Source organism: Butyricicoccus sp. Marseille-Q5471 (genome assembly GCF_951230135.1).
Lineage (GTDB): Bacteria > Bacillota > Clostridia > Oscillospirales > Butyricicoccaceae > Agathobaculum.
The window spans coordinates 25,758-48,989 of sequence record NZ_CATNVC010000001.1; the positions used below are offsets into that span (position 1 = coordinate 25,758).

Annotated in this window: 21 protein-coding genes; 11 read left to right on the top strand and 10 right to left on the bottom strand. The window is 54.9% G+C overall.

What is annotated here, in order from left to right:
- Nucleotides 1-34 precede the first annotated feature (34 nt).
- Nucleotides 35-844: a basic amino acid ABC transporter substrate-binding protein gene (locus QOX26_RS00130; protein ID WP_283672856.1), complete on the bottom strand. Its 810-nt coding sequence runs from the start codon at nt 842-844 to the stop codon at nt 35-37.
- 223 nt (nt 845-1,067) lie between these two features.
- Here QOX26_RS00130 and QOX26_RS00135 point away from each other — a divergent pair, with 223 nt between their 5' ends.
- From QOX26_RS00135 to gltA, 3 genes are all read left to right on the top strand, one after another.
- Nucleotides 1,068-1,814, top strand: a complete 747-nt coding sequence (locus tag QOX26_RS00135) for an SH3 domain-containing protein (protein ID WP_283672857.1) — start codon at nt 1,068-1,070, stop codon at nt 1,812-1,814.
- Between the two features lie 160 nt (nt 1,815-1,974).
- Nucleotides 1,975-2,820: a sulfide/dihydroorotate dehydrogenase-like FAD/NAD-binding protein gene (locus QOX26_RS00140; protein WP_283672858.1), complete on the top strand. Its 846-nt coding sequence runs from the start codon at nt 1,975-1,977 to the stop codon at nt 2,818-2,820.
- Nucleotide 2,821: 1 nt separating this feature from the next.
- Nucleotides 2,822-4,213, top strand: coding sequence for an NADPH-dependent glutamate synthase (gene gltA, locus QOX26_RS00145; protein WP_283672859.1), 1,392 nt, complete (start codon nt 2,822-2,824; stop codon nt 4,211-4,213).
- 72 nt (nt 4,214-4,285) lie between these two features.
- Here gltA and QOX26_RS00150 read toward each other — a convergent pair whose 3' ends face one another.
- Both QOX26_RS00150 and QOX26_RS00155 read right to left on the bottom strand, forming a co-directional pair.
- Nucleotides 4,286-5,317, bottom strand: coding sequence for a copper amine oxidase N-terminal domain-containing protein (locus QOX26_RS00150; protein ID WP_283672860.1), 1,032 nt, complete (start codon nt 5,315-5,317; stop codon nt 4,286-4,288).
- A 59-nt stretch (nt 5,318-5,376) separates the two neighbouring features.
- On the bottom strand, nt 5,377-6,639 hold the full coding sequence (locus QOX26_RS00155) for an S-layer homology domain-containing protein (RefSeq protein WP_283672861.1): 1,263 nt from the start codon (nt 6,637-6,639) through the stop codon (nt 5,377-5,379).
- Between the two features lie 157 nt (nt 6,640-6,796).
- Between QOX26_RS00155 and QOX26_RS00160 the strand changes: the two genes are divergently transcribed.
- Nucleotides 6,797-7,747 carry an L-lactate dehydrogenase gene (locus tag QOX26_RS00160; RefSeq protein WP_283672862.1) on the top strand — a complete coding sequence of 317 codons (951 nt, stop codon included), beginning with the start codon at nt 6,797-6,799 and terminating at the stop codon, nt 7,745-7,747.
- 45 nt (nt 7,748-7,792) lie between these two features.
- Here QOX26_RS00160 and QOX26_RS00165 read toward each other — a convergent pair whose 3' ends face one another.
- Entirely contained in the window at nt 7,793-9,172 is a 1,380-nt protein-coding gene (locus QOX26_RS00165) for an S-layer homology domain-containing protein (protein WP_283672863.1), read from the bottom strand.
- Nucleotides 9,173-9,450: 278 nt separating this feature from the next.
- On the opposite strand from QOX26_RS00165, the gene QOX26_RS00170 reads away from it, so the two are divergent.
- Nucleotides 9,451-11,793: a M13-type metalloendopeptidase gene (locus QOX26_RS00170; protein WP_283672864.1), complete on the top strand. Its 2,343-nt coding sequence runs from the start codon at nt 9,451-9,453 to the stop codon at nt 11,791-11,793.
- Nucleotides 11,794-11,845: 52 nt separating this feature from the next.
- Here the strand turns inward: QOX26_RS00170 and QOX26_RS00175 are convergent, their stop codons facing one another.
- Nucleotides 11,846-12,817, bottom strand: coding sequence for a sodium:calcium antiporter (locus tag QOX26_RS00175; protein WP_283672865.1), 972 nt, complete (start codon nt 12,815-12,817; stop codon nt 11,846-11,848).
- Nucleotides 12,818-12,838: 21 nt separating this feature from the next.
- Nucleotides 12,839-13,951 (bottom strand): FtsW/RodA/SpoVE family cell cycle protein, encoded by a 1,113-nt coding sequence (locus tag QOX26_RS00180; RefSeq protein ID WP_283672866.1) that lies wholly within the window; start codon nt 13,949-13,951, stop codon nt 12,839-12,841.
- A gap of 169 nt (nt 13,952-14,120) precedes the next feature.
- Here QOX26_RS00180 and QOX26_RS00185 point away from each other — a divergent pair, with 169 nt between their 5' ends.
- Nucleotides 14,121-15,791 carry a formate--tetrahydrofolate ligase gene (locus QOX26_RS00185; protein WP_283672867.1) on the top strand — a complete coding sequence of 557 codons (1,671 nt, stop codon included), beginning with the start codon at nt 14,121-14,123 and terminating at the stop codon, nt 15,789-15,791.
- 120 nt (nt 15,792-15,911) lie between these two features.
- Here QOX26_RS00185 and QOX26_RS00190 read toward each other — a convergent pair whose 3' ends face one another.
- Nucleotides 15,912-16,088: a hypothetical protein gene (locus QOX26_RS00190; RefSeq protein ID WP_283672868.1), complete on the bottom strand. Its 177-nt coding sequence runs from the start codon at nt 16,086-16,088 to the stop codon at nt 15,912-15,914.
- A gap of 101 nt (nt 16,089-16,189) precedes the next feature.
- On the opposite strand from QOX26_RS00190, the gene abc-f reads away from it, so the two are divergent.
- From abc-f to upp, 4 genes are all read left to right on the top strand, one after another.
- The gene (gene abc-f, locus QOX26_RS00195; protein ID WP_283672869.1) at nt 16,190-17,665 is read left to right on the top strand and encodes a ribosomal protection-like ABC-F family protein; all 1,476 of its coding nucleotides are present in this window, start codon (nt 16,190-16,192) and stop codon (nt 17,663-17,665) included.
- A 65-nt stretch (nt 17,666-17,730) separates the two neighbouring features.
- Nucleotides 17,731-18,156 (top strand): tRNA (adenosine(37)-N6)-threonylcarbamoyltransferase complex ATPase subunit type 1 TsaE, encoded by a 426-nt coding sequence (gene tsaE, locus QOX26_RS00200; protein WP_283672870.1) that lies wholly within the window; start codon nt 17,731-17,733, stop codon nt 18,154-18,156.
- Nucleotides 18,153-18,854, top strand: coding sequence for a tRNA (adenosine(37)-N6)-threonylcarbamoyltransferase complex dimerization subunit type 1 TsaB (gene tsaB, locus QOX26_RS00205; RefSeq protein ID WP_283672871.1), 702 nt, complete (start codon nt 18,153-18,155; stop codon nt 18,852-18,854). The genes tsaE and tsaB overlap by 4 nt, the downstream gene beginning before the upstream one ends.
- 21 nt (nt 18,855-18,875) lie before the next feature.
- Nucleotides 18,876-19,505 carry a uracil phosphoribosyltransferase gene (upp, locus tag QOX26_RS00210; protein WP_283672872.1) on the top strand — a complete coding sequence of 210 codons (630 nt, stop codon included), beginning with the start codon at nt 18,876-18,878 and terminating at the stop codon, nt 19,503-19,505.
- 144 nt (nt 19,506-19,649) lie between these two features.
- On the opposite strand, the gene eutC is transcribed toward upp, so the two are convergent.
- From eutC to QOX26_RS00225, 3 genes are read right to left on the bottom strand one after another with little or no spacing between them, the layout of a single operon-like run.
- Nucleotides 19,650-20,507: an ethanolamine ammonia-lyase subunit EutC gene (eutC, locus tag QOX26_RS00215; RefSeq protein WP_283672873.1), complete on the bottom strand. Its 858-nt coding sequence runs from the start codon at nt 20,505-20,507 to the stop codon at nt 19,650-19,652.
- A gap of 13 nt (nt 20,508-20,520) precedes the next feature.
- A complete protein-coding gene (locus QOX26_RS00220; RefSeq protein ID WP_283672874.1) occupies nt 20,521-21,888 on the bottom strand; it encodes an ethanolamine ammonia-lyase subunit EutB in 1,368 nt (455 codons plus the stop codon).
- A 23-nt stretch (nt 21,889-21,911) separates the two neighbouring features.
- Entirely contained in the window at nt 21,912-22,148 is a 237-nt protein-coding gene (locus tag QOX26_RS00225) for a hypothetical protein (RefSeq protein WP_283672875.1), read from the bottom strand.
- Between the two features lie 364 nt (nt 22,149-22,512).
- On the opposite strand from QOX26_RS00225, the gene QOX26_RS00230 reads away from it, so the two are divergent.
- Nucleotides 22,513-23,229 carry an SDR family oxidoreductase gene (locus QOX26_RS00230; protein ID WP_283672876.1) on the top strand — a complete coding sequence of 239 codons (717 nt, stop codon included), beginning with the start codon at nt 22,513-22,515 and terminating at the stop codon, nt 23,227-23,229.
- Nucleotides 23,230-23,232 lie beyond the last annotated feature (3 nt).

The window sequence follows — 23,232 nt, forward strand, 5'->3', positions numbered from 1 at the left end:
GTCCCTATTCTCTCCCAATTCCAAGCGAAACTACTTACTCAGCCTTGATGTAGGTACCGATAATCTGATCGATCGTGCCGTCTGCCTTGAGTTCCTGCAGCGCACTGTTGACCTTATCAAGCAGCTCCGTGTTGCCCTTCTTGATGCCGATTGCATAGTCTTCAACCGCAAATTCGGTGTCCAGAATGCTCAGTCCGGCGTTGGCAGCCACGTAATTTTTTGCCGGCTCCTGGTCGATAACAACACAGTCCACCTGACCGTTCTTCAGCGCTTCCACTGCGAGCGGGCCGCTGTTGAAACGACGCACCGCATCCTCACCGTAACCGCCGTCTGCCGGGTCTGCGGCACAGTAGATATCACCGGTTGTACCCTGCTGCACACCGATCAGCTTGCCGGTCAAATCGTCAATCGACTTGATATCGCTGTTTTCCGGCACAATGACAACCTGTACGCCGGTTGCGTAAGACTCGGAGAAGTCCATCTGCGTCTGACGGTCGGGGGTCACGGTCATGCCGGCCGCCGCGATATCAATGCTGCCTGCCTCAAGCGCTGCCGGCAGAGAGTCAAAGTCCTGGTCGACGATTTCGAGCGTCATGCCAAGCTTATCGGCAATCGCCTTGGCAATATCGGCGTCGATGCCGACGATGTCCGTGCCATTATCGCCGTAAAACTCATACGGCGGGAATGTAGCGTTTGTGCCCATGCGCAGCGTTTCGCCGGAAGCTGCAGCGTTATTGTTTGCATCGCCCTGCGCACCGTTGTTCTCAGCAGGCTTACTGCCGCAGCCGGCCAGCATGGTCAGCGCCATGGTACCTGCAAGAAGCGCAGTCAGAATCTTCTTCATAGGTTCTTTCCTCCCAAATGTCGGTTTTATTAAACTATTTTTAAATCAAGGTATATTATACGTTCTTCCGTTTAAAAATGCAACCTCAAAAGTGCAGAAAACAGCTGCCGTACGGAAATATTTTTGAACATCCTGCCCTATAGAAAGGCGCACCGAGGGACAAAACGCCGCTTCTCGGCATAGCCTGCAGTCAGAAAACCTATTTCTATTAGGAGGAACGCTTATGCCCAGTATCTATCTTTCTCCCTCGACGCAGGAGTATAATCCGTATTACGGCGGCAGCGGCAGCGAGGAATACTACATGAACCTGATTGCGGACGCGATGGAGCCCTACCTCATCTCGTCCGGCATCGAGTTTGTCCGCAATACCCCAGACATGACAGCCGCCTCGTCCATCCGTGCGTCCAACGAAGGGAACTACGATGCGCATATCGCGCTGCATTCCAACGCCGCTCCCGAAAACCTCGCCGGACAGCTGCGCGGCACCGATGTGTACTATTATCCCGATTCTATGCGCAGCCGTGAGATTGCCGATATCATGGTTGCCAACCTGAAAGCCATCTATCCACTGCCTGATAAAGTGCGCGCCATGCCTACCACCTCAATCGGCGAAGTCACCCGCACCCGTGCCCCCTCCGTCCTCATCGAATTTGCCTATCACGACAACCCTGAGGATTCTGAATGGATTAAACAGAACATCGACCTGATCGGCCGCGATGTGGTGCTGGCGCTGACCGAGTATTTCCGCATCCCCTTTGTCGAACCCGCGCCGATCCAGACTGCAACGGTTGAGGTCGAATCCGGTAACTTAAACATTCGCTCCGCTCCATCGCTCTCCGCTCCCATCATCGGCAAGGCGCCGGACGGTGCACAGATTTTCGTACTCGGACAATACGACGACTGGTACGTTGTGCGTTACAATGATTACGAAGGCTATGTCAAAGGCGATTACATTGTGCTAAATTACTAAATTTATCCCCAGTCATTCCTGTCACTTTGCTATTTCTCAGAATTTTGTACGTGTATCTTGCCCATTTTCAGCATTTTGCGCGACGCTTCTTGCGTTTCTCGTTTTCAGACGATATAATGTATACGTTCGATGTTACGAAACGCAAGGAGGAATAAATCGAGTGTATCAGATTCTGAAGAAGCGGACGCTGAACGCCAACACCAAGCTGATGGTCGTAGAAGCGCCGCACGTGGCAAGAAAGGCCGAGCCCGGCCAGTTTATTATTCTGCGTGTGGACGCAGAGGGCGAGCGCATTCCGCTGACCATCGCGGACTTTGACCGCGAGGCAGGCACGATTACGATCATTTTCCAGGAGGTCGGTGCAACCACCATGGCGCTCGGCTGCATGAACGAGGGCGACTCTCTGCATGACTTCGTCGGCCCCCTGGGCATCGCGTCCCATCTCGACGGCCTGAAGAAGGTTGCGGTCGTCGGCGGCGGTCTGGGCTGCGCAATCGCCTATCCGCAGGCCAAGAAGCTGCACGAAATGGGCTGCGAGGTCGATCTGATCGCCGGCTTCCGCTCTAAGGATATCATCATCCTCGAGGACGAGATGCGTGTGGCATCCACCAACCTGCACGTTGTGACCGACGACGGCTCAAACGGCCGCAAGGCGCTCGTCACGCAGGTGCTCAAGGAACTTATCGACGCGGGCAACCAGTACGATGCGGTTATCGCAATCGGCCCGATGATTATGATGAAGTTTGTTTCCGAAACCACCCGCCCCTACGGCATCAAGACCATCGTTTCCATGAATACCATCATGGTAGACGGCACCGGCATGTGCGGCGGCTGCCGCCTGACCGTCGGCGGCGAAACCAAGTTCGCCTGCGTAGACGGCCCGGACTTTGACGGTCATCTGGTTGACTTTGACGGCTCGATGCGCCGCGGCGCAATGTACAAGGCACAGGAGAAATCCTCTGTTGAGCGCCACGAGTGCAATCTGATGAAGCAGGAGGTCAAGTAAGATGCCGAATATGAATCCGAAGAAGATGCCCATGCCTGAGCAGGACCCCAACGTCCGCAACAAGAATTTCGAAGAAGTCACGCTCGGTTACACTCCCGATATGGCGGTTGAGGAAGCCCAGCGCTGCCTGAACTGCAAGAATAAGCCCTGTGTTGCCGGCTGCCCGGTACAGGTGCAGATTCCCGAGTTTATCTCGCTCGTTGCCGAGGGCAAGTTCCTTGAAGCTGCGGCGAAGATTAAGGAAACCTCGGCGCTGCCTGCTGTCTGCGGACGTGTCTGCCCGCAGGAGAGCCAGTGCGAGTGCAAGTGTGTGCGCGGCATCAAGGGCGAGCCGGTTGCCATCGGCCGTCTGGAGCGCTTTGTCGCCGACTTTGCCCGCGAAAACGGCGAAGAGAAGCCCGTAAAGCCCGAGCCGAACGGCCACAAGTGTGCCGTTGTCGGCGCAGGCCCTGCCGGTCTGACCTGTGCGGGCGATTTGGCACGCATGGGTTACGAAGTCACCGTGTTTGAGGCATTGCATACCGCAGGCGGCGTGCTGATGTACGGCATTCCGGAATTCCGTCTGCCCAAGGAAATCGTGCAGAAGGAAATCGACACGCTGAAGGATCTCGGCGTTGAGTTTGTGCTCAACTTCATCGTTGGCCGCTCCGAGACCATTGACGAGCTGTTTGCCGACGGCTATGAAGCAGTCTTTGTCGGCTCGGGCGCAGGTCTGCCGACCTTCATCGGCGTACCGGGCGAAAACGCCAACGGCGTTTACTCGGCCAACGAGTACCTGACCCGTATCAATCTGATGAAGGCATATCAGGAGAATTCGCCCACCCCGATTCAGCACGCCAAGAAGGTTGCCGTGGTCGGCGGCGGCAACGTTGCGATGGACGCCTGCCGCTGTGCCAAGCGCATGGGTGCGGAGGATGTTTACATCGTTTACCGCCGTTCCGAAGCTGAGCTTCCTGCTCGTCTGGAGGAAATTCACCACGCGAAGGAAGAGGGCATCGTGTTCAAGTTCCTGACCGCGCCGCTCGAAATCCTCGCGGATGAGAACTACAATGTGACTGGCATGAAGTGCCAGCAGATGGAGCTGGGCGAACCTGACGAGTCCGGCCGCCGCCGTCCGGTGCCGGTAGAGGGCAGCGAATTTGTGCTCGACCTCGACTGCGTCATTGCGGCGATCGGCACAAGCCCGAACCCGCTGATTCGTCACACCACGCCAGGTCTTGACACCAACAAGCGCGGTTGCATCGTAGCGGACGACGAGCACGGCATCACGTCCAAGGATGGCGTGTTCGCCGGCGGCGACGCCGTGACGGGAGCTGCGACTGTAATCCTCGCCATGGGCGCCGGCAAGCGCGCCGCAGTGGCAATGGATGAGTATATCAAGAACAAAAAGTAAGCTACATATTAAAAAGAACCCGCAGGAAGTATCCTGCGGGCTCTTTTCTATGCCATTTTGACAGTGCATCAGTTACGAAGCACTGTTGTCCATCAGCTGCATCACGCCGCCGAAATACAAAGTTTCTCCCATCAGCTGCACAGCATCCTGCCCAAGCAGCAGTGTAAACAGCTCCGCCGGCGCCCAGCTCGTACCGTTTACTTCATAAGCCGCCGCGCCAAGGGACTGCGGTGCACTCATGCCAATCGCCTGTGCGCTGGCCATAAAGTAGCTGTCTTCGCCGATGAATATCGTTGTCTGCACCTTGCCGTTGGTCAGATGCGCACTCTCCTCTTCGCCGTTCCAAGTGACGGTAAAGCCCAGCGCCTCTGCAACCTTACGCAGCGGCACCATCGCAACGCCGGATTCCACACGCCCCTGTGCGAAAGCGATATCGCCTTCTTTAATCAGGGTCAGGTCATAATTCTCCTGCGGCGGAATGACGACCTTATCTGCCGTCGCCTGCCCCGGCATGCTCATCGCAACCACATCGTACCAAGCAAAAAAGCGTGTGCCCACATGGATATCGCGAAGCGATGCCACCTGACGGGTCGCCAGAGGTGTGACCGTCACATCGGCCGGCAGCGTAACCACAACCGAGCCGGCTTCACTTGTCACCGTTAACGAGCCGTCTGTGTTGTACTGTACCTGCTCGGCGGTCAGCAGATGAGCAGGCGCATGTGCCTCATCCAGATTGACCAACACCGCCAGCGCATCCACCTGCGGCGGCTCGCTGAGTGCAAGCGTTTCTCCGTAATACACATAGACCTTACCACCCGCCTTAATGTCCGTCTCGGACGTCTGATAACCGGTCTTGGTATCCATCAGCAGCGTGTTTTCCGAAAAATGCAGCACTACCTTATCATAGGTATCGGTTTTGACGGTCATTTCGGAATACATTCCTGATTTGGCTGTCATTTCAATCACCGTGGCAAACTCGCCGAGCGCATAAGGCGCGTGCGCATTCTGCACAACCTCCGCCTCGAGCGGTTCGGCTGCGTAAACCGGTGCACCTGTGCACAGAATCGCCGCAGTCAGCGCGGCCGCCAGCAATTTCTTTGTCATAAGATTTCCTCCCTTGTTCTATTCTTCCTGATTAGACGCAGCGAAGCGAAAAAGGTTCCTTAGGAAATCAGCGCATAGGAATCCAAATCGGCAGGAGCAGTCATGGTTACCTGCCCATCCACACCGGTCAGCTTCATGCTGCTTGTCAGAGAACCGGTCAAGCCGTCCGCGTCAAACTGCATCCGAAGCTCCTGCGCGGCAATACGGCCGTTCGACGCAGTCTGCTGCACCGTAAGACCGGAGAATGCTGCATCCTCCAAACTGCCAACCGCACTTGCCGCTGCATCCAACGCAGTACCAAGGCGATTGAGTCCCGCCGTATTATAGGTAATGGTGTAGGTGCTGCCCGAAACCGTCATGTGATCAATCAGCGCCAGCGGAACACGGGCAAACCCCTCCGTCAGCTGTCCAAGCTCTGCATCCGTGAGCTGTTTGCGCGTTTTCTGCCCGTTCTGCTTGAGGTATTGCACTCCATTTGCCACATAGGACTCCGCAGAAAATGTTTTATCCTCGATTCCCTCCGCAGACAGTGTAATGACGCGATTGGTCAGCAGTGCGGGTGCAGCGAGATCCAGTCGCGTGGTTTCACTGCTCTTCATCGTCATGCTTTTTGTGGTAAGCGTCAATTCGTGCTGAACCGCCAGTCGCTGCAACGCGTCCATGCCTACCGTCGCTTTGCGGTACTGATTATAAACCTGCATCAGCTTGTCTGAGGCAGCGGCAGCGTCCGACGACACCGCACCGTCCTGCACCAGCGCATCAAGCAGCGTGCCCTCCTCGCCCTTGGGCGAAAGCGCCAGCGCCGTATAGCTTGCTGCAACCACATGGTCGCGCAGGAAATGCGCAGGATTCACAGTCATCGAGTCGTACACGCCGGTTTTTTTTGCAAAATCAACCGCTTTTTCATAAGTAAAATCACCGGCCGTTTCGGTATAGCCGAGCGCACGCAGCACAAACGCACCATACATCTGCGCGGTACAGGCTTCATCCGGCTCAAACGCTGTTGCAGTCGCTCCTGTGGTCAAGCCGTTCTGATACAGATACTGCACATAGGGTTTTTCCCAACTTTGCAAATCGGTGAAGGGCGCATCATACGCCAGTTTCTGTGCTTCTTCCTCTTTTCCGAGCAGACGCACGAGCATCGCGGCCGCTTCCGCGCGGGTCGGCGCGCGATCGAGTTCATAACCTTGATCCGTCCCCCGGAACAGGCCTAATTCCTTGAGATGATCTGCGCTTGCCGTAAAATCTGCGGCAAAGGCGGATGCAGTCAGCGCCGCGGTCAGTGCAAGGCCGGCTGCGGTTATTCGAAACATATGATTCATGTGAAAATTTCTCCTTTGCTGTGTTAAAAACATCATACCACAAATCCCGTCCTTTGCCAACAGCAGGCAGGTATTAACAGTTTTTTTGTAGACTTTCCGCAGCAAATGAGACATACTAAGTACGTCCTGAATTCATACATTGCAAAGGAGTACAATTATGGTGAGTATGCAAAAATGCGGCGTGATTGGCGTTGGCTTTGTCGGTGCGACATCAGCCTTCACGCTTGCTACAAGCGGTCTGTTTTCCGAGGTCACGCTTGTCGATATGAACACAAAGAAAGCTGAAGCGGAAGCGGCCGACATTAACCACGGCATTTCCTTTTCCAAGCCCTGTTTTGTACGCGCAGGCGATTACCGCGATTTGAGCGAATGCGGTTTGATTGTCATCGCAGCCGGCGCGAACCAAAAGCCGGGCGAAACACGGGTTGAGCTGCTCGGGCGCAACCGTGTCATTATGAAATCTATCATCGAAAGCATCATGGCAGTCAATAAATATGCCATTCTGCTTATTGTATCCAATCCGGTCGATGTGCTGACCTACATGGCGCAAAAGCTGTCCGGCCTGCCGGTCGGCCGTGTCATCGGCTCGGGCACTGTGCTGGATACCGCTCGACTGAAATATCTGGTCGGTCAGCACCTGAGCGTTGACAGCCGCAATGTTCATGCCTTCATCATCGGTGAACACGGCGACAGCGAGCTTGCCGTCTGGTCGAGCGCGAATGTTTCAGGCGTTGATTTGGAGGATTTCTGCCGCATTTCGGACAAGGACTATTCCTTCGGTGCAATGCAGCGCATTTATGAAAACGTGCGCGACGCCGCCTATTCCATTATTGACGGTAAGGGCGCAACCTATTACGGCATTGGCCTTGCGGTGCGCCGTATCGCAGAAGCCATCGTGCGGGATGAACACTCCGTGCTTCCCGTTTCTTCGCTCATCTCAGGGCATTACGGCGTTGACAATCTCTGTCTCGGTCTGCCGGCAGTCGTCGGGCGAAACGGTGTGGAATCCGTACTCGACATTCCGCTTTCTTATGAAGAGTTGGAGCAGCTACAGAGCTCTGCCCAGAAGCTGCGCGCCCTGATCGACGAACTGGAAGACGCAAAATAACAAAAAAAGAACCGGAACAGCGTTCCGGTTCTTTTGCTCTAATGCTTAGGCTGCGGGAGTGGCTTCGCTGCTTGCAAGCAGTTCTTCCATATCCTTGTAGGTATCCAAATCGGTCGGCAGGGTAATCTTGACGCTGTCGCCCGTTGCGTTCACCTTGCACTTCAAGGTCATGTCCATGTCCATGCTCTGGCCTTCTGCGGACATTTTCATTGCCATGCTCATGTCCATCGTGGTAATCTTGCCGTTTTCAACGGTCATCTTGGCCGTTACGTCGCCCAGCTGCAGGTCAACGCCCAGCGCAGCGGAATCCATGCCCATCGACTGCAGCACGTTCTGAATCATGCCGTTCATAGCGCTCATCTCATAGCTTACGGTATAAACATTGCCCGATTTGCTGATTGACTTAATCAGGCTCAGCGGCTCGCTGCTCGAGGTGGTCAGTGTGCCGATCTGATTCTGAATCTCCTTGAAGGACATCGGCATCTTGATTTTCTCGCCGTCCATCGACATGTAGTACACGCCATTCGTGTAGAAGTATTCCAGCTTCATTTCCATTTCGTTCGGCTGGCCTTCTCCGATGAGGGCCTTATCCATGACAACCTTCGCGGTGGTAGCCATCGCCATAACGGACTTATCCATGTCAGCCATGTTCATGTCCATTTTAATGCTCATCGGCATTGTCATGGTCATCGCATTTGCGCCGTTCATCTTGACGTTGGCGCTGACATCGGCCGACATGTCCATCTTGGTTTCCTTGCTCAGCGTTTCGCTGACAGCAAGATAATCCTTGTAATCCTGAAATGCCTTCTGCGTCGAAGCCGCAGCCGTCTTGTCAACCGCGCCGCCTGCAACCAGCTTGTCGAGCAGGGTATCGGCCGTCTTGTCCTTCGGTGCAACTGCCAGTGCGGTATAGCTCATCGCCGCAACGTTGTCACGCAGAAAATTGGTCTCATTGCAGTTTGCCATGTCAGCCAGACCGATTTCCTTAGCCTTGTCAATTACCTTGTCATAGGTAAAGTCGCCGGATGTCTCGCTGTAGCCAAGCGCGCGCATCAGGAAGGCGGAATACATCTGCGCCGAGCACTTATCCTCCGGCTCAAAGGTCGTTTCCGACGCGCCGTTGGTCAGCTTGTTTTCGTACAAATACTGCACGTACGGCTTCTGCCAGTCATCCAAATCGGTGAAGGGCGCGGAATAAGTAAGTGCCTTTGCCTCCGCTTCTTTGCCCAGCAGACGCACCAGCATGGTAGCCGCTTCGCCGCGGGTCGGTGCACGGTCGAGCTCGTAGCCCTGCGCCGTTCCCTGAAACAGGCCAAGTGTTTTGAGCGCGTCTGCGCAGTGGTCGAAACTCGCCGCAGAAGACGATACGACCAGTGCAGAGACGGCCAAAGCCGTCGCTGTCAGGATCTTGATCATTCTTTTCATAAACTCTTATCCTCCTTGATTTCCACCCAAATGGTGGTTCTGAAACCATTGTAGCACTATGAATTTTGATTGTAAAGCGCCCGCACAATGAACAGATTTTACGTTTCTGTTACATCGAACCCATTTTTGTATTTTAAAACTTCATTTTCGATTGACATCTATGCTTTTCAGGATTATATTGTATATAGACAATATGTACAATTTATTTTTCTTGACTTTCCCCGCCTATGCATGTATTGTTGTATTATGTTATTGGTACAATAAAGGAGGAACGAGATTTGAAAAAACGATTACTTGCCGCGCTGCTTGCGGCGGCCATCACCTGCACCTCTCTGCCGTATGCGTTTGCAGCAGAAGATCCCGCCACACGTGCGGAAGTGTGTGCCATGCTGCTCTCGGCAGCAGACGATTACCACCCCGGTGTGCAGGCGAGCGATATCATGCACGGAGATCCTGACGGTAGTCTGCGCGGCAATGAGCCTGTGACCCGCGCGGAAGCGCTTGTTATGCTGTCGCGCGCCTTTGGCGAGCTTGCCAAGCCGACGGGTGAAAACGCACGGCTGGCCTATCCCGCCTCTAATTTTACCGATCTGTCCAACTGGGCGAAGACCGAACTGCAAAACGTACTGGATACCGGCATTGTCGCGGGCACGTCGGCCACCACCTTCTCGCCCAGTGAATTTGTAACCGAAGAGCAGATGAACCTCTTCATTGACCGTGTGTTTGCGCTGGAAGGCACCAACGCAAAAGATGATTTTTATGCCGCGATTAACAAAACCGATTTGGCAACCGGTATTATTAAGCCGGGCCGCATGATTGGCGGCACACTGTACGACAAGATGGATGCGGCCAATGCAGATATCGCAGCAATCATTAAGGAAATTGTCTCCGGTACGCCGGCCAAGGGGTCGGGCGAAGAGAAAATCAAAACGCTTTACACCAACTATCTTGACTGGGATGCGCGTAATAAGGCAGGCATCTCCCCCATCAAGCCCTATTTAGAGGCGATCGATGCCGCGCAATCTCTTGATGATTTGATGGCTGTGGATCAAAAGCTATCCAACGAGTATGCAACCTCGTTGTTTCTCGGTTTCGGTCTTTCCATTGACGCCAAGGACAGCACGCGATATTCGGTTACGTTCAGCGGCCTGTCCCCCTCGCTGACCAAGGATATCTATGCGGCCGACAGCGGCAAGCAGAAGGATGCATATATCAAATATATCACCACCCTGTTCCAACTTGGCGGATATTCCGACGCCGCTGCGCAGGCAGCGCGCTTCTGGTCGGTGGAAAAGCAGCTTTCCGTGAGCATGCTCGACCAGCAAGATTATGGGGACGTGGATAAAACCTACAACCTATTCACCATGCAGCAGCTGCGCGACCTGTTCCCCTCCATCGATTTGAGCGCCGTCTACGCGACCACCGGCCTGCAGTCCTCCGACCATATCATCGTCACCGATAAAGGCCTGTTGCAGGCAAATGCCGTGCTGTTTGGCAATGCCGATTTGGACACGCTGAAAACCGTTGCGCGCCTGAATCTTCTGGGCAGCTTCGGCAACATGCTCAGCCGTGATTTCCAAACCGCAGCCGAGACCTATCAGCAGGATTTTGTCGGCACGACAGGCACAATGACAGACGAGGAATATGCCGCGCAAATCGTCCAGTATTCGCTCGGGGATTATCTGGGCGAAGCCTATGTCAAGCGCCACTTTACCGCCAAGGCCAAGGCCGATGTAGAGGACATGGTGCAGGACATGATTGCAGTCTACAAGGAGCGCATCGCAAAGCTAGACTGGATGACGGAGACGACCAAGCAAAAGGCCATCGAAAAACTCAGCGCACTGAATGTCAAGGTTGGCTATCCGGATTCGTGGACCACCTATTATGATAATACCGATCTCAAAACCGCATCTGAGGGCGGCAGCTATTTAGACAACATGGTCTCACTGAGCCGTGCCTCCCGCAATATTTATGTGAAATGGCAGAACGAGCCGGTGGACAAGAGCACTTGGGCAATGAGCGTGTTTACGGTCAATGCCTGTTACGTTCCTCCGTTTAACGAAATCGTCTTCCCCGCCGCTATTCTTCAGCCGCCGATGTATGATGTCAACGCTTCGCGCGAACAAAATCTCGGCTCTATCGGGTACGTCATCGCCCACGAAATCACGCATGCGTTTGATAACAACGGCGCCAAGTATGATAAAAACGGCAATGCCGCCGATTGGTGGACTGCGGAAGACTACGCGGCATTTCAAAAGCTGTGCAGTAAGGTCATCACCTATTACGACGGCATGGAAGCTGCGCCCGGCATTACCTGCTCCGGCGCACTCACGCTTTCCGAAAACATCGCCGACCTCGGCGCTGTCGCCTGCATAACAGAAATCGTATCCCGCGAGAAAAATCCCGACTATAAAACGCTTTATGAATCCGTCGCACGCACTTGGAGCAGCGTTTCTACGCGCGATGGACGCACCTATCTTGCACAATTAGATATTCACGCACCTGAGAAACTGCGCGTCAACCGCGTGCTGCAAAGCTGCGCACCGTTCTATGAGAGCTTTGGTATCACCGAAAGCGATGGTATGTGGCTTGATCCCGCACAACGCGTTTCTATCTGGTAAACCATAAAGCAAGCCCCCGGCAAAAGCCGGGGGCTTGCTTTATTCTCTTCACTCAGGCGCTGAGAAATACAAATGCAATATAGCACGCTACCGGCACGGCCGAAAGCAGCATTGCAGATCCAACCGGGCGATTCTCTCTCTTTTTGCCGAGTATAAAACACAAGAAGAGCGATGCGAGCATACCCACTGCGCCCAAAATCAGCATCAGTCCGGCCTGTCGGTCATACACATACAAATTACGGTTCCAGTATGCAAGATCGGCGACCAAGAAAATCGCAAAGTTAAACAGGCAGCTGCCGAGAATATTACCTGCAATCGCGTTAAAATTATTCATCCGCGCAAGTACAAAGCACGAAATCATCTCGGGCAGACTGGTCACGATGCCAAGCAGCAACGCACCGGCAAGCGTTGTACCGAGTCCGAGCGATTCGCCCAAATAATCAGATGCGTAGGTGATGAGAATGCTCGTAATCACGAGAAGCACCGCATAAAACACAAAGCGCGTCACGATTTGTTTGACGGACAGCGGCGATGCGGATTCCTTGTCGCCCGTGTCCTCATCCCCGGACATCGCGCGCAGGCTGAACGCGTACAGCAGAAAAATCACGATTGAAATGAGTGATACGCCGTAGAAAAAGAACGTCTTGCCCGACCAGAGCGAGAATAGAAGAATCCCGTAAATAACGAGTGATGAAATCGCGGTTACACGATGGCTTCCCGTCAGGTATGCCGATCGCAGTCCCTTCCAGTATAACAGGAAGACAAAACCCATCACGAACAGATTAAACACATTGCTGCCCAGTATGTTACCGATTACAAGGGCAGGCTTGCCCACCGCCAAAACCGAAGTCAGGCTTGTGAACAGTTCAGGCAGACTGGTGACAGCCGCCAGCAGCACGCCGCCGATAAAGGCGGAGGCCAACGACGTTTTCTGATCCAAAAGATTTACATAATTGCCAAGCTGCGCCGAAAAAACGACGACGCCGACAACAAGCAGCAGATATCCCAGGAGCACAAGTAGCATAAATTTAATTTCCCCCTCTTGTTATTGCAGCCAAGATGGCTTTTCACGCATCCGCACGCCTGCGGCAATGCCGAGTGCTGCATACATCGTCACGACTGAAGTACCGCCATAGGAGAACAGCGGCAGCGTCAATCCCATAATAGGCAGCAAACCAATACACATAAAAATATTCATAAACGTCTGAAATAAGAACATGCCGCCGATACCAATCGCCATCATGGCCGAAAACGTGGTCGAGGCACGATATCCGATGTAAAACAACCGTGCAATCAGCAGTCCCAGCAGCAGGACAATCAGAAGGCTGCCGATAAAGCCAAGCTCCTCGCCCGCGACTGAAAAAATCATATCGGTTCGTTTTTCCGGCAACAGATTCATCTGCGTCATTGCACCGTTGCCGATCCCCTGCCCGCTCATCAAACCCGACCCAATCGCCGTCTTGCTCTGTGTGGTCTGGTATGCCGTCTGCGGGTCGATTGAAGGATCCAGCAGCACCAAAATGCGATTTTTCTGATAATCGCGCAGCACGAAGTTCCATAAGATCGGGATGCTGAGCAGCGCGACACCCACGCCCGCACCCAACCACTTGAGTGACAGTCCTGCGGCAAACATCATAACCAGCGCCATCATAAAATAGGCAATCGCCATGCCGCTGTCCTTAGAGGTCAGCTCAATCACCAGCATCAGCAGCCCTACGTGTCCAAACAGCGGCAGTAGGCCGCGCAGCTCACTGATTTGTCCGCGCACCTCGGAAAGATGCGCGGCAAAGGTGAATACAAATAACAGCTTGCCCAGTTCGCCCGGCTGTAAACTAAACGCGCCGAGATCAATCCAGTTGCGCTGACCGCCGCGCTCATCGCCAAATGGAATCAGCAGGCACTGCAGCACAATATTAATGATAACAAAAACCTTCCACCACTTGCTCATCATTTCTAAATCAATCAGCGACATGATGACATAAGCAACAAGGCCGATACCGGTCGCTGCCGCCTGAATGATGATATAGCGGCTCGATCCCGTCGTCATGGTCGCCGAGTGGACGAGGATCATGCCGTAAACCGAGCAAAGCAGTGCCAGACCCAGCAGATAAAAATCTGTATTTTTCAGATAATGTCTGGCGGCTTTCAGTGCATGCATCGTCGGTATTCCTCCTTTTTCGGATTGTCAGTCTTGTTTTATATCATACCACAACGAGATACGCTTGGCGAGGTCAAATTTCAGCAAATTTTTTCTCGTCTGTTCTGGAAAGCTGTGCAGAATATGCTATAATGATACTATTGTTTTGTTTCATTCAGGAGGAGTATGTATGTTATCCGATATCGAAATCGCGCAGGCCTGTCAAATGCGTCCGATTGTCGAGGTTGCTGAGGCTGCCGGACTTTCCGCGGAGGATCTGGAGCTGTATGGCCGATACAAGGCCAAGCTGTCGGCCGAGGTCATGCAAAAAGCTGCGGCAAATGAAGACGGCAAGCTTGTTCTCGTCACCGCTATCAACCCCACCCCTGCCGGCGAGGGCAAGACCACGACCACGGTCGGTCTGGGTCAGGCCATGGCAAAGCTCGGCAAAAAGGCAATGATTGCACTGCGAGAGCCTTCGCTCGGCCCGGTTTTCGGCGTCAAGGGTGGCGCAGCCGGCGGCGGTTATGCGCAGGTCGTGCCGATGGAGGACATCAACCTCCATTTCACCGGTGATATGCACGCCATCACCGCAGCAAACAACCTGCTCTGCGCCATGCTGGACAATCACATGCAGCAGGGCAATCTACTGAACATTGACCCACGCCGCATCATCTTTACCCGCGTGATGGACATGAACGACCGTGCGCTGCGCAACATCACCATCGGCCTTGGTGGCAAGATGAACGGTGTGCCGCGCGAGGATCACTTCATGATTACGGTTGCAAGCGAAGTCATGGCCATCCTATGCCTTGCGTCCGATTTAAACGATCTGAAAAAGCGGTTCGGTGACATTCTGGTCGCCTACTCCTATTCAGGAAAGCCGATTTATGCGCGCGACCTGCATGCCGAGGGCGCCATGACTGCGCTGATGCGTGACGCAATCAAGCCAAACCTCGTGCAGACGCTCGAAGGCACGCCCTGCCTGATGCACGGCGGCCCCTTTGCCAACATCGCCCACGGCTGCAACAGCGTGCAGGCGACCCGTCTGGCGCTCAAGCTGTCCGATATTGCAATCACCGAAGCTGGCTTCGGCGCCGATCTCGGCGCGGAGAAATTTATGGACATCAAGTGCCGCAAAGCAGGTATCAGTCCGGACTGCGTCGTACTGGTCGCGACCGTTCGTGCACTCAAGTACAACGGCGGCGTGCCCAAGGCTGAGCTGAACGCACCGGATCTGCAGGCACTTTCCCGCGGCATCTGCAACCTTGACGCACATCTGGACAATATTGCAAAGTTTGGTGTTCCCTGTGTGGTCGCCATCAACGCCTTCCCGTCTGACACGGCCGAGGAGATGGAATTTATCGGTCAGCACTGCGCGGAGCGCGGCGTGCGCGTAGCGCTCAGCGAAGTGTTCGCCATGGGCGGCGAGGGCGGTCGCGCACTTGCAAACGAGGTACTCGCCGTATTGGATGAGAACACAGCTGATTTCCATATGCTTTACGAGGATACGCTCCCGCTTGAGGATAAAATCCGCAAAATCGCCAAGTCGATTTACGGCGCTCTGGGCGTTTCCATCGCTCCCGCCGCACAGAAGGAGCTGCAAAGCATCACCGAGATGGGCTACGGCGCGCTGCCGGTGTGCATCGCCAAAACCCAGTACTCGCTGTCCGATGATCCGGCGCTGCTCGGTCGTCCGACCGAGTTCATTGTCAACGTCCGCTCGGCGCGTCTTGCCGCGGGCGCAGGCTTTGTCGTCGTCGAGACGGGTGCAATTATGACCATGCCCGGTCTGCCCAAGGTTCCGGCCGCCGAAAACATTGATGTTGCCGAAAACGGTAAAATCGTCGGTCTGTTTTAAAATACTCTCATCAAAAGGCCGTCCCTCCTTGGGGACGGCCTTTCTTTGTGCAGAGGATTTGGACATATGCCGTTTGCACGGCCACCACCCCCGTCCCTCATCTACATAGCCGTTGCAGTTTTACATGACCGCTCTATGGTTGACATTTACGCCCGATAGCGTTATACTGTCCTCATAAAAATGAAGTTTTGAGGTGAAAAGATGAGATAAGCTTTCTTGCAAGAACGTGTTCGGCACGAAAAGGACGGCACTGCCCGTCTGTTTTGTTGTGCCGACCTGCAAGAAAGCCTGTTTCATTCCGCCGCCTCCTTAAACCGGGGTTTCCTCCCCTGTTCTTTGGGCTGCAAGGATGAACATTCTTGCAGCCCTTTTTATGTGCTAATAGGGGGTGCATCCTAATGTCTATCATCCAAATATCAAACCTTACCTTCTGCTATGACGGCAACTCCGACACCATTTTTGAAGACGTCAGCCTGCGGCTTGATACCGACTGGCGACTCGGTTTGACCGGACGCAACGGCCGCGGCAAAACGACCTTTTTAAACCTGCTGCTCGGAAAATACGAGCACCGCGGCAGCATTTCCTCCTCGGTCGCCTTTGATTATTTTCCCTTTTCCATCTCCGACCCTTCGCGCAGCGCGTTTGATGCGGTCGAAGCCATTTCTCCCGATTATGAATACTGGCGGCTCGCTCGGGAAATGCACAAGCTAAAGCTCTCCGACGAGCTGCTCTACCGCCCCTATGACACGCTTTCGGGCGGCGAGCAGGTAAAGCTGCTCCTTGCGCTGCTGTTTTCGCGCGACAATCGTTTTCTGCTGATCGACGAGCCGACCAACCATCTGGACTTGGAGTCTCGCACGCTTGTCGCCGACTATCTGCACTCCAAAAGCGGTTTTCTGCTTGTTTCGCACGACCGTGCCTTACTCGACGGCTGTATCGACCACATCCTTTCGATTAACAAAAGCAGTATCGAGCTTCAACAGGGCAACTTCTCCTCTTGGTGGGAAAACAAACGGCGGCAGGATCAGTTTGAGCAGGAGCAGAACGACCGCCTCAAGCGGGACATTGCCCGTCTGGATGATGCCGCCCGACGCGCCGCCGACTGGTCGGACAAGACCGAGCAGAGCAAGCATATGCGTAATTCCGGTCTGCGGCCCGACCGCGGCTATATCGGCCACAAGGCGGCAAAAATGATGCAGCGTTCCAAATCCATCGAAGCGCGACGCATCAACGCGGCGGAGGAAAAGGCCGATTTGCTGCACAACATCGAAACGGCGGATGCCCTTAGGCTTTCGCCCCTGACCTATCATGCCGACCGACTGCTGCTGCTACGCGATGTTTCCATCCGGTACGGCGAGCAGCCCGTATGTGAAAAGGTCTCGTTTGACCTCCGCCGCGGGGAACGTGTCGCTCTGACCGGCGCGAACGGTAGCGGCAAATCGAGTCTGCTCAAGCTGATCCTCGGACAGGACATTCCGTTTGAGGGGCAGTTTCAACGAGGAAGTGGACTTTCCATTTCCTATGTGCCGCAGGATGCTTCGTTTTTGTCCGGCAGGCTTGCGGAATATGCAGAGCAGTGCGGCATCGATTGTAGCCTGTTCCTCGCCATTTTACGCAAGCTGGACTTTTCACGCACCCAGTTTGAAAAGGACATGTCCGCTTTCAGCGCAGGACAGAAAAAGAAGGTTCTCATCGCCCGCAGCCTGTGCGAGCGCGCCCACCTCTACGTCTGGGACGAGCCGCTCAACTTCATCGACATACTCTCTCGCATGCAAATTGAGCAGCTGTTAGAGCGTTTTCGCCCCACACTGCTCTTCGTTGAGCACGACCGCGCCTTCTGCGACCGCATTGCCACTAAGACCGTGCAGCTGTAAACCTTGTCATCTGCCGCGCCGCGTGGTATGATAGGAGGGTAATTTTCAGGGAAAGAGGCTCCTTTATGGAACAGATAACCCATTCGCCCGAGCAGACCGAGGCCTTTGGCGCAGAATATGCCAAAACCCTTGTGCCGGGCGATGTTGTCGCTTTTTCAGGCGACCTTGGCGCAGGCAAAACCGCGTTTTCGCGCGGCGTACTGCACGGACTTGGCTATGAAGGCCGCGTCACCAGTCCGACCTTCGCGATTGCAAACGAATACCAAACGCCGGGCGGTGCCGTCGTCCACTTTGACCTTTACCGCATTCTGGACAGTGAAGCGCTGTTTGAAATCGGTTTCGATGAGTATTTGGACGGCAGCCGCATTGTGCTCATTGAGTGGAGCGAAAATGCACGCGACCTGCTGCCCGCGCAGTACAAAACCGTGCACATTGCCTATGGCACGGACGAAAATGACCGCATCATCACTTGCAGGGAGGTGGGCGCTTGAAAATTCTCAGCTTTGAATCCTCCGCCGTTTCGGCCTCGGTCGCATTGACAGACGGTGAAAAGCTCATTGCGCAGTCCTTCCAAAACTGCGGACTGACGCACAGCCGCACCCTGCTGCCAATGGCAGAAAGCCTGCTGGCGAACTGCGGTATTGCGCTGTCCTCGGTGGATGGCTTTGCGGTCGCGGCCGGTCCTGGCTCGTTTACCGGCATCCGCATCGGTGTGGCGACCGTCAAGGGGCTTGCCCTCGGCACGGACAAGCCGTGTGTCGGCGTATCGACACTCGAAGCCATGGCGCACGGTGCGCACGCACTGCACGGTAGTCTCTGCTGCGTGATGGACGCACGAGCAGGACAGGTTTATAACGCACGGTTCACCTGTGAAAATGGAATTATCACCCGGCTGTGCGATGACCGCGCGGTCAAATTAACCGAGCTTGCCCAAGAAATCGGCAATACTCCGCAATTTCTGGTTGGAGACGGCGCAGATTTGTGTTATAATACACTCAAAGAACAATGCGCCGGGCTGACGCTTGCGCCGCCCGAACTGCGCTGGCCCACGGGCTACGGCGTTGCCGCCGCCGCCCTGCCCCGATTTCTGCGGGGCGAAACCTGCACCCCCCAGCAGCTCGATGCCGTGTACCTGCGCAAACCACAGGCCGAGCAAATGCGGCTGGCCGGGCTGCAAGGAAAACCTTGAGAAATAGAAGGAGATATGATTATGGCAACCGTTCATGAAATGGATCATCCGCTGATCAAGCACAAGCTCAGCCTGATGCGAGACAAAACCACAGGTGTAAAGGAATTCCGCGAGGCGACCGCTGAAATCGCCATGCTAATGTGTTATGAAGCCACCCGCGATCTGCCGCTGAAGGAGATCAGCATCGAGACCCCTGTCGCTCAGGCCAAGGTCAAGGTCATCTCCGGCAAGAAGATTGCTCTTGTTCCGATCCTGCGCGCAGGCCTCGGCATGATTGAAGGTATGCTCGAGATGATTCCCGCCGCTAAGGTCGGTCATATCGGTCTGTACCGCGATCCGGAGACGCTGCATCCGGTGGAATACTACTGCAAGCTGCCGAGCGACATTCAGGATCGTGACGTGCTACTGCTCGACCCGATGCTTGCAACCGGCGGTTCCGCTGTTGCTGCGATTGACAGCCTGAAGCGCCGCGGTGTCAAGCACATCAAGCTGATGAACCTGATTGCTGCGCCCGAAGGCGTAAAGACAGTGCAGGATGCACATCCGGATGTGGATATCTTTGTTGCCGCAATCGACGAGAAGCTCAATGAGCACGGCTATATCATCCCCGGTCTGGGCGATGCAGGCGACCGTATTTTCGGCACCAAGTAAATTAAGCGCTATCACGGTGCGGCCTTTGGCCGCACCGTTTTTATATGCCGCTCTCTATTGATCTGCAAACGCGAAACCCCGCCGTTACCATCAAAACGGCGGGGTTTCCGCGACTGTTGCAGATTCACTCTCTTCTATTTGATTTTATAACTTCAAATCAAGACCGGATGCCTTCTGCTTCAGCATCAGCGCGGCCAAATCGGCGATATGCGCACCGGCTTCAGCCGGATTGGTACCACCCCGATGAATGTTGGACACCACTGTGCGATTGGCTTCGGGAATGCCGACATAGCCGCCATAGGTCATATAGGCGCTGAGCGACTCGCCCGACGCAAGGCCGGGACGTTCGCCGAGCAGAACAACGGTGACCTCGGCCTGCAGCGCCTCGGTGACGGCATCCATCGCCCCAACGCGCCCGTATTTTAAGAAAAAGGGCGTACCCGCCTGTACCTGATGCATTTTTAGACCCTGCATAATTGCCGGCAGGATATCGACGAGATTGGCCGCTACCGCGGTCGAAGACAAGCCGTCCGACACGAAGACCTGTACCTGCGGCTTCATCGTACACTTGTCTCTCAGCATTTTGATGGTTTCATCATCCAGTTGCCGCCCCAGATCGGGTCGGGTCAGGTATTCGTCCTTGGAGGCGCATTTGCTCGTGACCGTAAACAGTCCCATTCGCCCGAGCAGCTCCTCGGGTACGTCGGTAAAGACCGCGTCCATCGCGGCGGCATGATCAGCGCGAAAACGCAGTTCCGTCTTGGTTCGATAGCGCGGCCCTGCACGCCACACGCCAAGACGCGCTTCCGTGCGCGCCTTCATGCGCAGATATTCCTCCGGATCGGCGGCGTTCGGTACATCGAGCACGGTTTTAAAGTCGACTGCCGACAAATCCGGTACTTCCCCTTCCGAAACACAGGCGGAGGACGCGCACGGCGCTTCCTTGGCCGTTACCTCAGCAACGATACGTGCCACCAGTTCGGTCAAATTATCGTTCGTCATCGTCGTCCCCTCCTCACTTCATAAAGATCGAGCCGTCGCCGGCGCGCGAAGTCAGCCGACCCTTCTCGTCCATCAGACCCATTTTGATCATCCAACGGTGGAATTCGGGCGCGGGCAGCCGCCCAGACAGCTCACGCAGCGCCACATCATCGTGGAAGCTGGTATCCTGATAAGAGAGCATCACGTCGTCGCCCACCGGCACACCCATGTAATAGTTCGCACCCGCCATGTTCAGCAGCATGGTCGCCATCTCCTGATCCTCTTGATCGATGCTGGTGTGGTTGGTGTAGCAAGGCGCCATGCCCATCGGCAGGCCGATCAACTTGCCCATAAAATGATCCTCCAAGTTGGCGCGAATCATTTCCTTTCCGTCATAAAGTGTTTCGGGTCCGATAAAGCCCGACACATTGTTGACCATAAACGGCCGGAAGTAGCGTCCAAATCCGTAGGTACGCGCCTCGAGCGTCATTTCGTCGACCCCGTGATCCGCGCCGATGGACACCTCCGAACCCTGTCCGGTTTCAAAATACAGCAGGTTTGGACCTGCCCCCAGCGCATAAGACAGCGCAAGCTGATAGGCCTCCTCCACCAGCTTGCGGTTCACGCCGAAATTCTCGTTTGCCGTTTGCGTGCCTGCAATCGACTGGAAAATCATATGCAGCGGCGCACCCTGCTCGACCGCCTTCATCTGCGTTGTCATATGAGACAGCACGACGCACTGGGTTGGGATGCTGAACTTATCCATAAAGCCGTAAATCGCATCTGCAATGCGGCGGGTGCTCTCCACATTATCCTCAACCGGATTGATGCCGATGCACGCATCGCCGCTGCCGTAGGACACACCCTCCATCACGCCGACGAGAATGCCCTCCGGATCGTCGGTTGAGGAGTTGGTCTGGCAGCGATAGGACAGCGTGCCCGGAATGCCGATGGTCGTGTTGCAGCGGGTCACATTATGTATCTTGCGCGCGCCGTATACCAGATCCATCGCGCTCATCAGCTTGGCCACGCCTGCAACCACCTCGCCCGTAAAGGCGCGGGACGCACGCTGCAAATCGTCGCTCGTTGTGTTATAGTCGAGAATCCACTCGCGCAGCTCGCCGAGCGTCATGCTCTTTTTTGCCTCGTAAGCGCGCTTGTTCAGGCCGTCAATGTTGACACGGGTAACTTCGTCCTGCTCATAGGGGATGGTCGGGTTTTCAGTCAAATCTCCAACGGTCAGCTCACTCAGTACCACCTTGGCCGCAACGCGCTCGGTCACTGTACCGGCTGCAATGCCCTGAAAGCGGTCGGCTGACTTGGGCTCATTGGCCTTGGCCAGCACGTCCTTAATGTCGCGAAATTCAAAGGTTTTGCCGTTTAGCCTTGTTTTTAGCTTCATTTATGCTTCACCCCTTCTTTCTGCTATTCTCTCCGTACGGTCATTCGTTTTTCTGCAAGGTAGTCCTGCGCTTCCGGCGTCACCAGTGCGTCCCGCCGGACGCTGACGCACATACATCCCTGTTCGTGCAGCTGTCTAACTGCACGAAGGGTGACCGCTTTGCTTTCGATGCGCCCCATGTTGTCCAGCGGTTGTTCCAGCTCCGCCAGACGCGGTTCGACGCGCCGCATGATTTCGTCAATTAATGCCGAACGCTCCATTTTACTTCTCCCCTCCTTTCTTTTAGCTGTCCCGAGGAAATAAAAAAGCGTTCAGGGCGCACTGCACCATTGAACGCTTGCTCGCATCGCAAAACTGTTCAGCTGCGCTTCGTCGCTCAGCTGATCTTATAGATTTAGCATACACATCCCACTGTCAGTTGTCAACAAAATAAATTCACGAAAGACAACTCCTCTTGTCGATTCCCTACAATTCTCTGTTTTGACGAAGGAGCAACCGCTAAACGGCATACCACGCTGCACGTGCGGTTGCTCTACTCGCGCAAACATGCTATTATGAACTGGAGCCATAGGCGTGCATTGCGCCGGCTGACCGATAAAGCTGAAGCATAAAGGAGTATCCTACATGGACTTTACAGGAAAAATCGCCGTCGTCACCGGTGGCGCGGCAGGCATTGGCAAGGCAATCTGTGGCGCGTTTCGTGCAGCCGGTGCGACCGTCTGCGTGATTGACCGAACAGAAAACGACTTTTTCACCGGAGACCTCGCAGATGAGACCGCACTGCGCACCTTTGCCGACAAGGTGCTCCACAGCTACGGGCACGTTGATTTTGTCATCAACAACGCAATGCTCAGCCGCGGCGGCCTGCAAAGCTGCTCTTATGAGGATTTTAACTATGTGCTGCGCGTCGGTGTGTCCGCTCCCTTTCTGCTGGCACAGCTGTTCGCGCCGTATTTTGCAGCAGGTGCAAGCATTATCAATATTTCTTCCTCGCGCGACCGCATGAGCCAACCGGAGACCGAAAGCTATACTGCGGCCAAGGGCGGCATTGCCGCGCTGACCCATGCTCTGGCCGCCACGCTGGCGGGGCGTGTCCGCGTCAATTCCATCTCGCCGGGATGGATTGACACAACAGGCGCGGTCTTTTCGGGTGCGGATGCCATACAGCATCCGGCGGGGCGTGTCGGCACACCTGCCGACATTGCAAATCTGGTGCTCTTTCTGTGCAGCGAACAAGCAAGCTTCATCACAGGAGAAAACATCTGCGTTGATGGCGGCATGACACATCAGATGATTTATCACAACGACTGCGGCTGGCGTTATGACCCCATGCAGCACTGATTC

Coding starts and splice junctions, on each gene's coding strand:
- gltA (WP_283672859.1), top strand. CDS start 2,822: ATGCCGAATATGAATCCGAAGAAGATGCCCATGCCTGAGCAGGACCCC.
- QOX26_RS00155 (WP_283672861.1), bottom strand. CDS start 6,639: ATGAATCATATGTTTCGAATAACCGCAGCCGGCCTTGCACTGACCGCG.
- upp (WP_283672872.1), top strand. CDS start 18,876: ATGGCAACCGTTCATGAAATGGATCATCCGCTGATCAAGCACAAGCTC.
- QOX26_RS00220 (WP_283672874.1), bottom strand. CDS start 21,888: ATGAAGCTAAAAACAAGGCTAAACGGCAAAACCTTTGAATTTCGCGAC.
- QOX26_RS00180 (WP_283672866.1), bottom strand. CDS start 13,951: ATGCATGCACTGAAAGCCGCCAGACATTATCTGAAAAATACAGATTTT.
- abc-f (WP_283672869.1), top strand. CDS start 16,190: ATGTCTATCATCCAAATATCAAACCTTACCTTCTGCTATGACGGCAAC.
- QOX26_RS00225 (WP_283672875.1), bottom strand. CDS start 22,148: ATGGAGCGTTCGGCATTAATTGACGAAATCATGCGGCGCGTCGAACCG.
- tsaE (WP_283672870.1), top strand. CDS start 17,731: ATGGAACAGATAACCCATTCGCCCGAGCAGACCGAGGCCTTTGGCGCA.
- QOX26_RS00175 (WP_283672865.1), bottom strand. CDS start 12,817: ATGCTACTTGTGCTCCTGGGATATCTGCTGCTTGTTGTCGGCGTCGTC.
- QOX26_RS00160 (WP_283672862.1), top strand. CDS start 6,797: ATGGTGAGTATGCAAAAATGCGGCGTGATTGGCGTTGGCTTTGTCGGT.
- QOX26_RS00190 (WP_283672868.1), bottom strand. CDS start 16,088: ATGAAACAGGCTTTCTTGCAGGTCGGCACAACAAAACAGACGGGCAGT.
- QOX26_RS00130 (WP_283672856.1), bottom strand. CDS start 844: ATGAAGAAGATTCTGACTGCGCTTCTTGCAGGTACCATGGCGCTGACC.
- QOX26_RS00135 (WP_283672857.1), top strand. CDS start 1,068: ATGCCCAGTATCTATCTTTCTCCCTCGACGCAGGAGTATAATCCGTAT.
- eutC (WP_283672873.1), bottom strand. CDS start 20,507: ATGACGAACGATAATTTGACCGAACTGGTGGCACGTATCGTTGCTGAG.
- QOX26_RS00185 (WP_283672867.1), top strand. CDS start 14,121: ATGTTATCCGATATCGAAATCGCGCAGGCCTGTCAAATGCGTCCGATT.
- QOX26_RS00165 (WP_283672863.1), bottom strand. CDS start 9,172: ATGAAAAGAATGATCAAGATCCTGACAGCGACGGCTTTGGCCGTCTCT.
- QOX26_RS00230 (WP_283672876.1), top strand. CDS start 22,513: ATGGACTTTACAGGAAAAATCGCCGTCGTCACCGGTGGCGCGGCAGGC.
- QOX26_RS00150 (WP_283672860.1), bottom strand. CDS start 5,317: ATGACAAAGAAATTGCTGGCGGCCGCGCTGACTGCGGCGATTCTGTGC.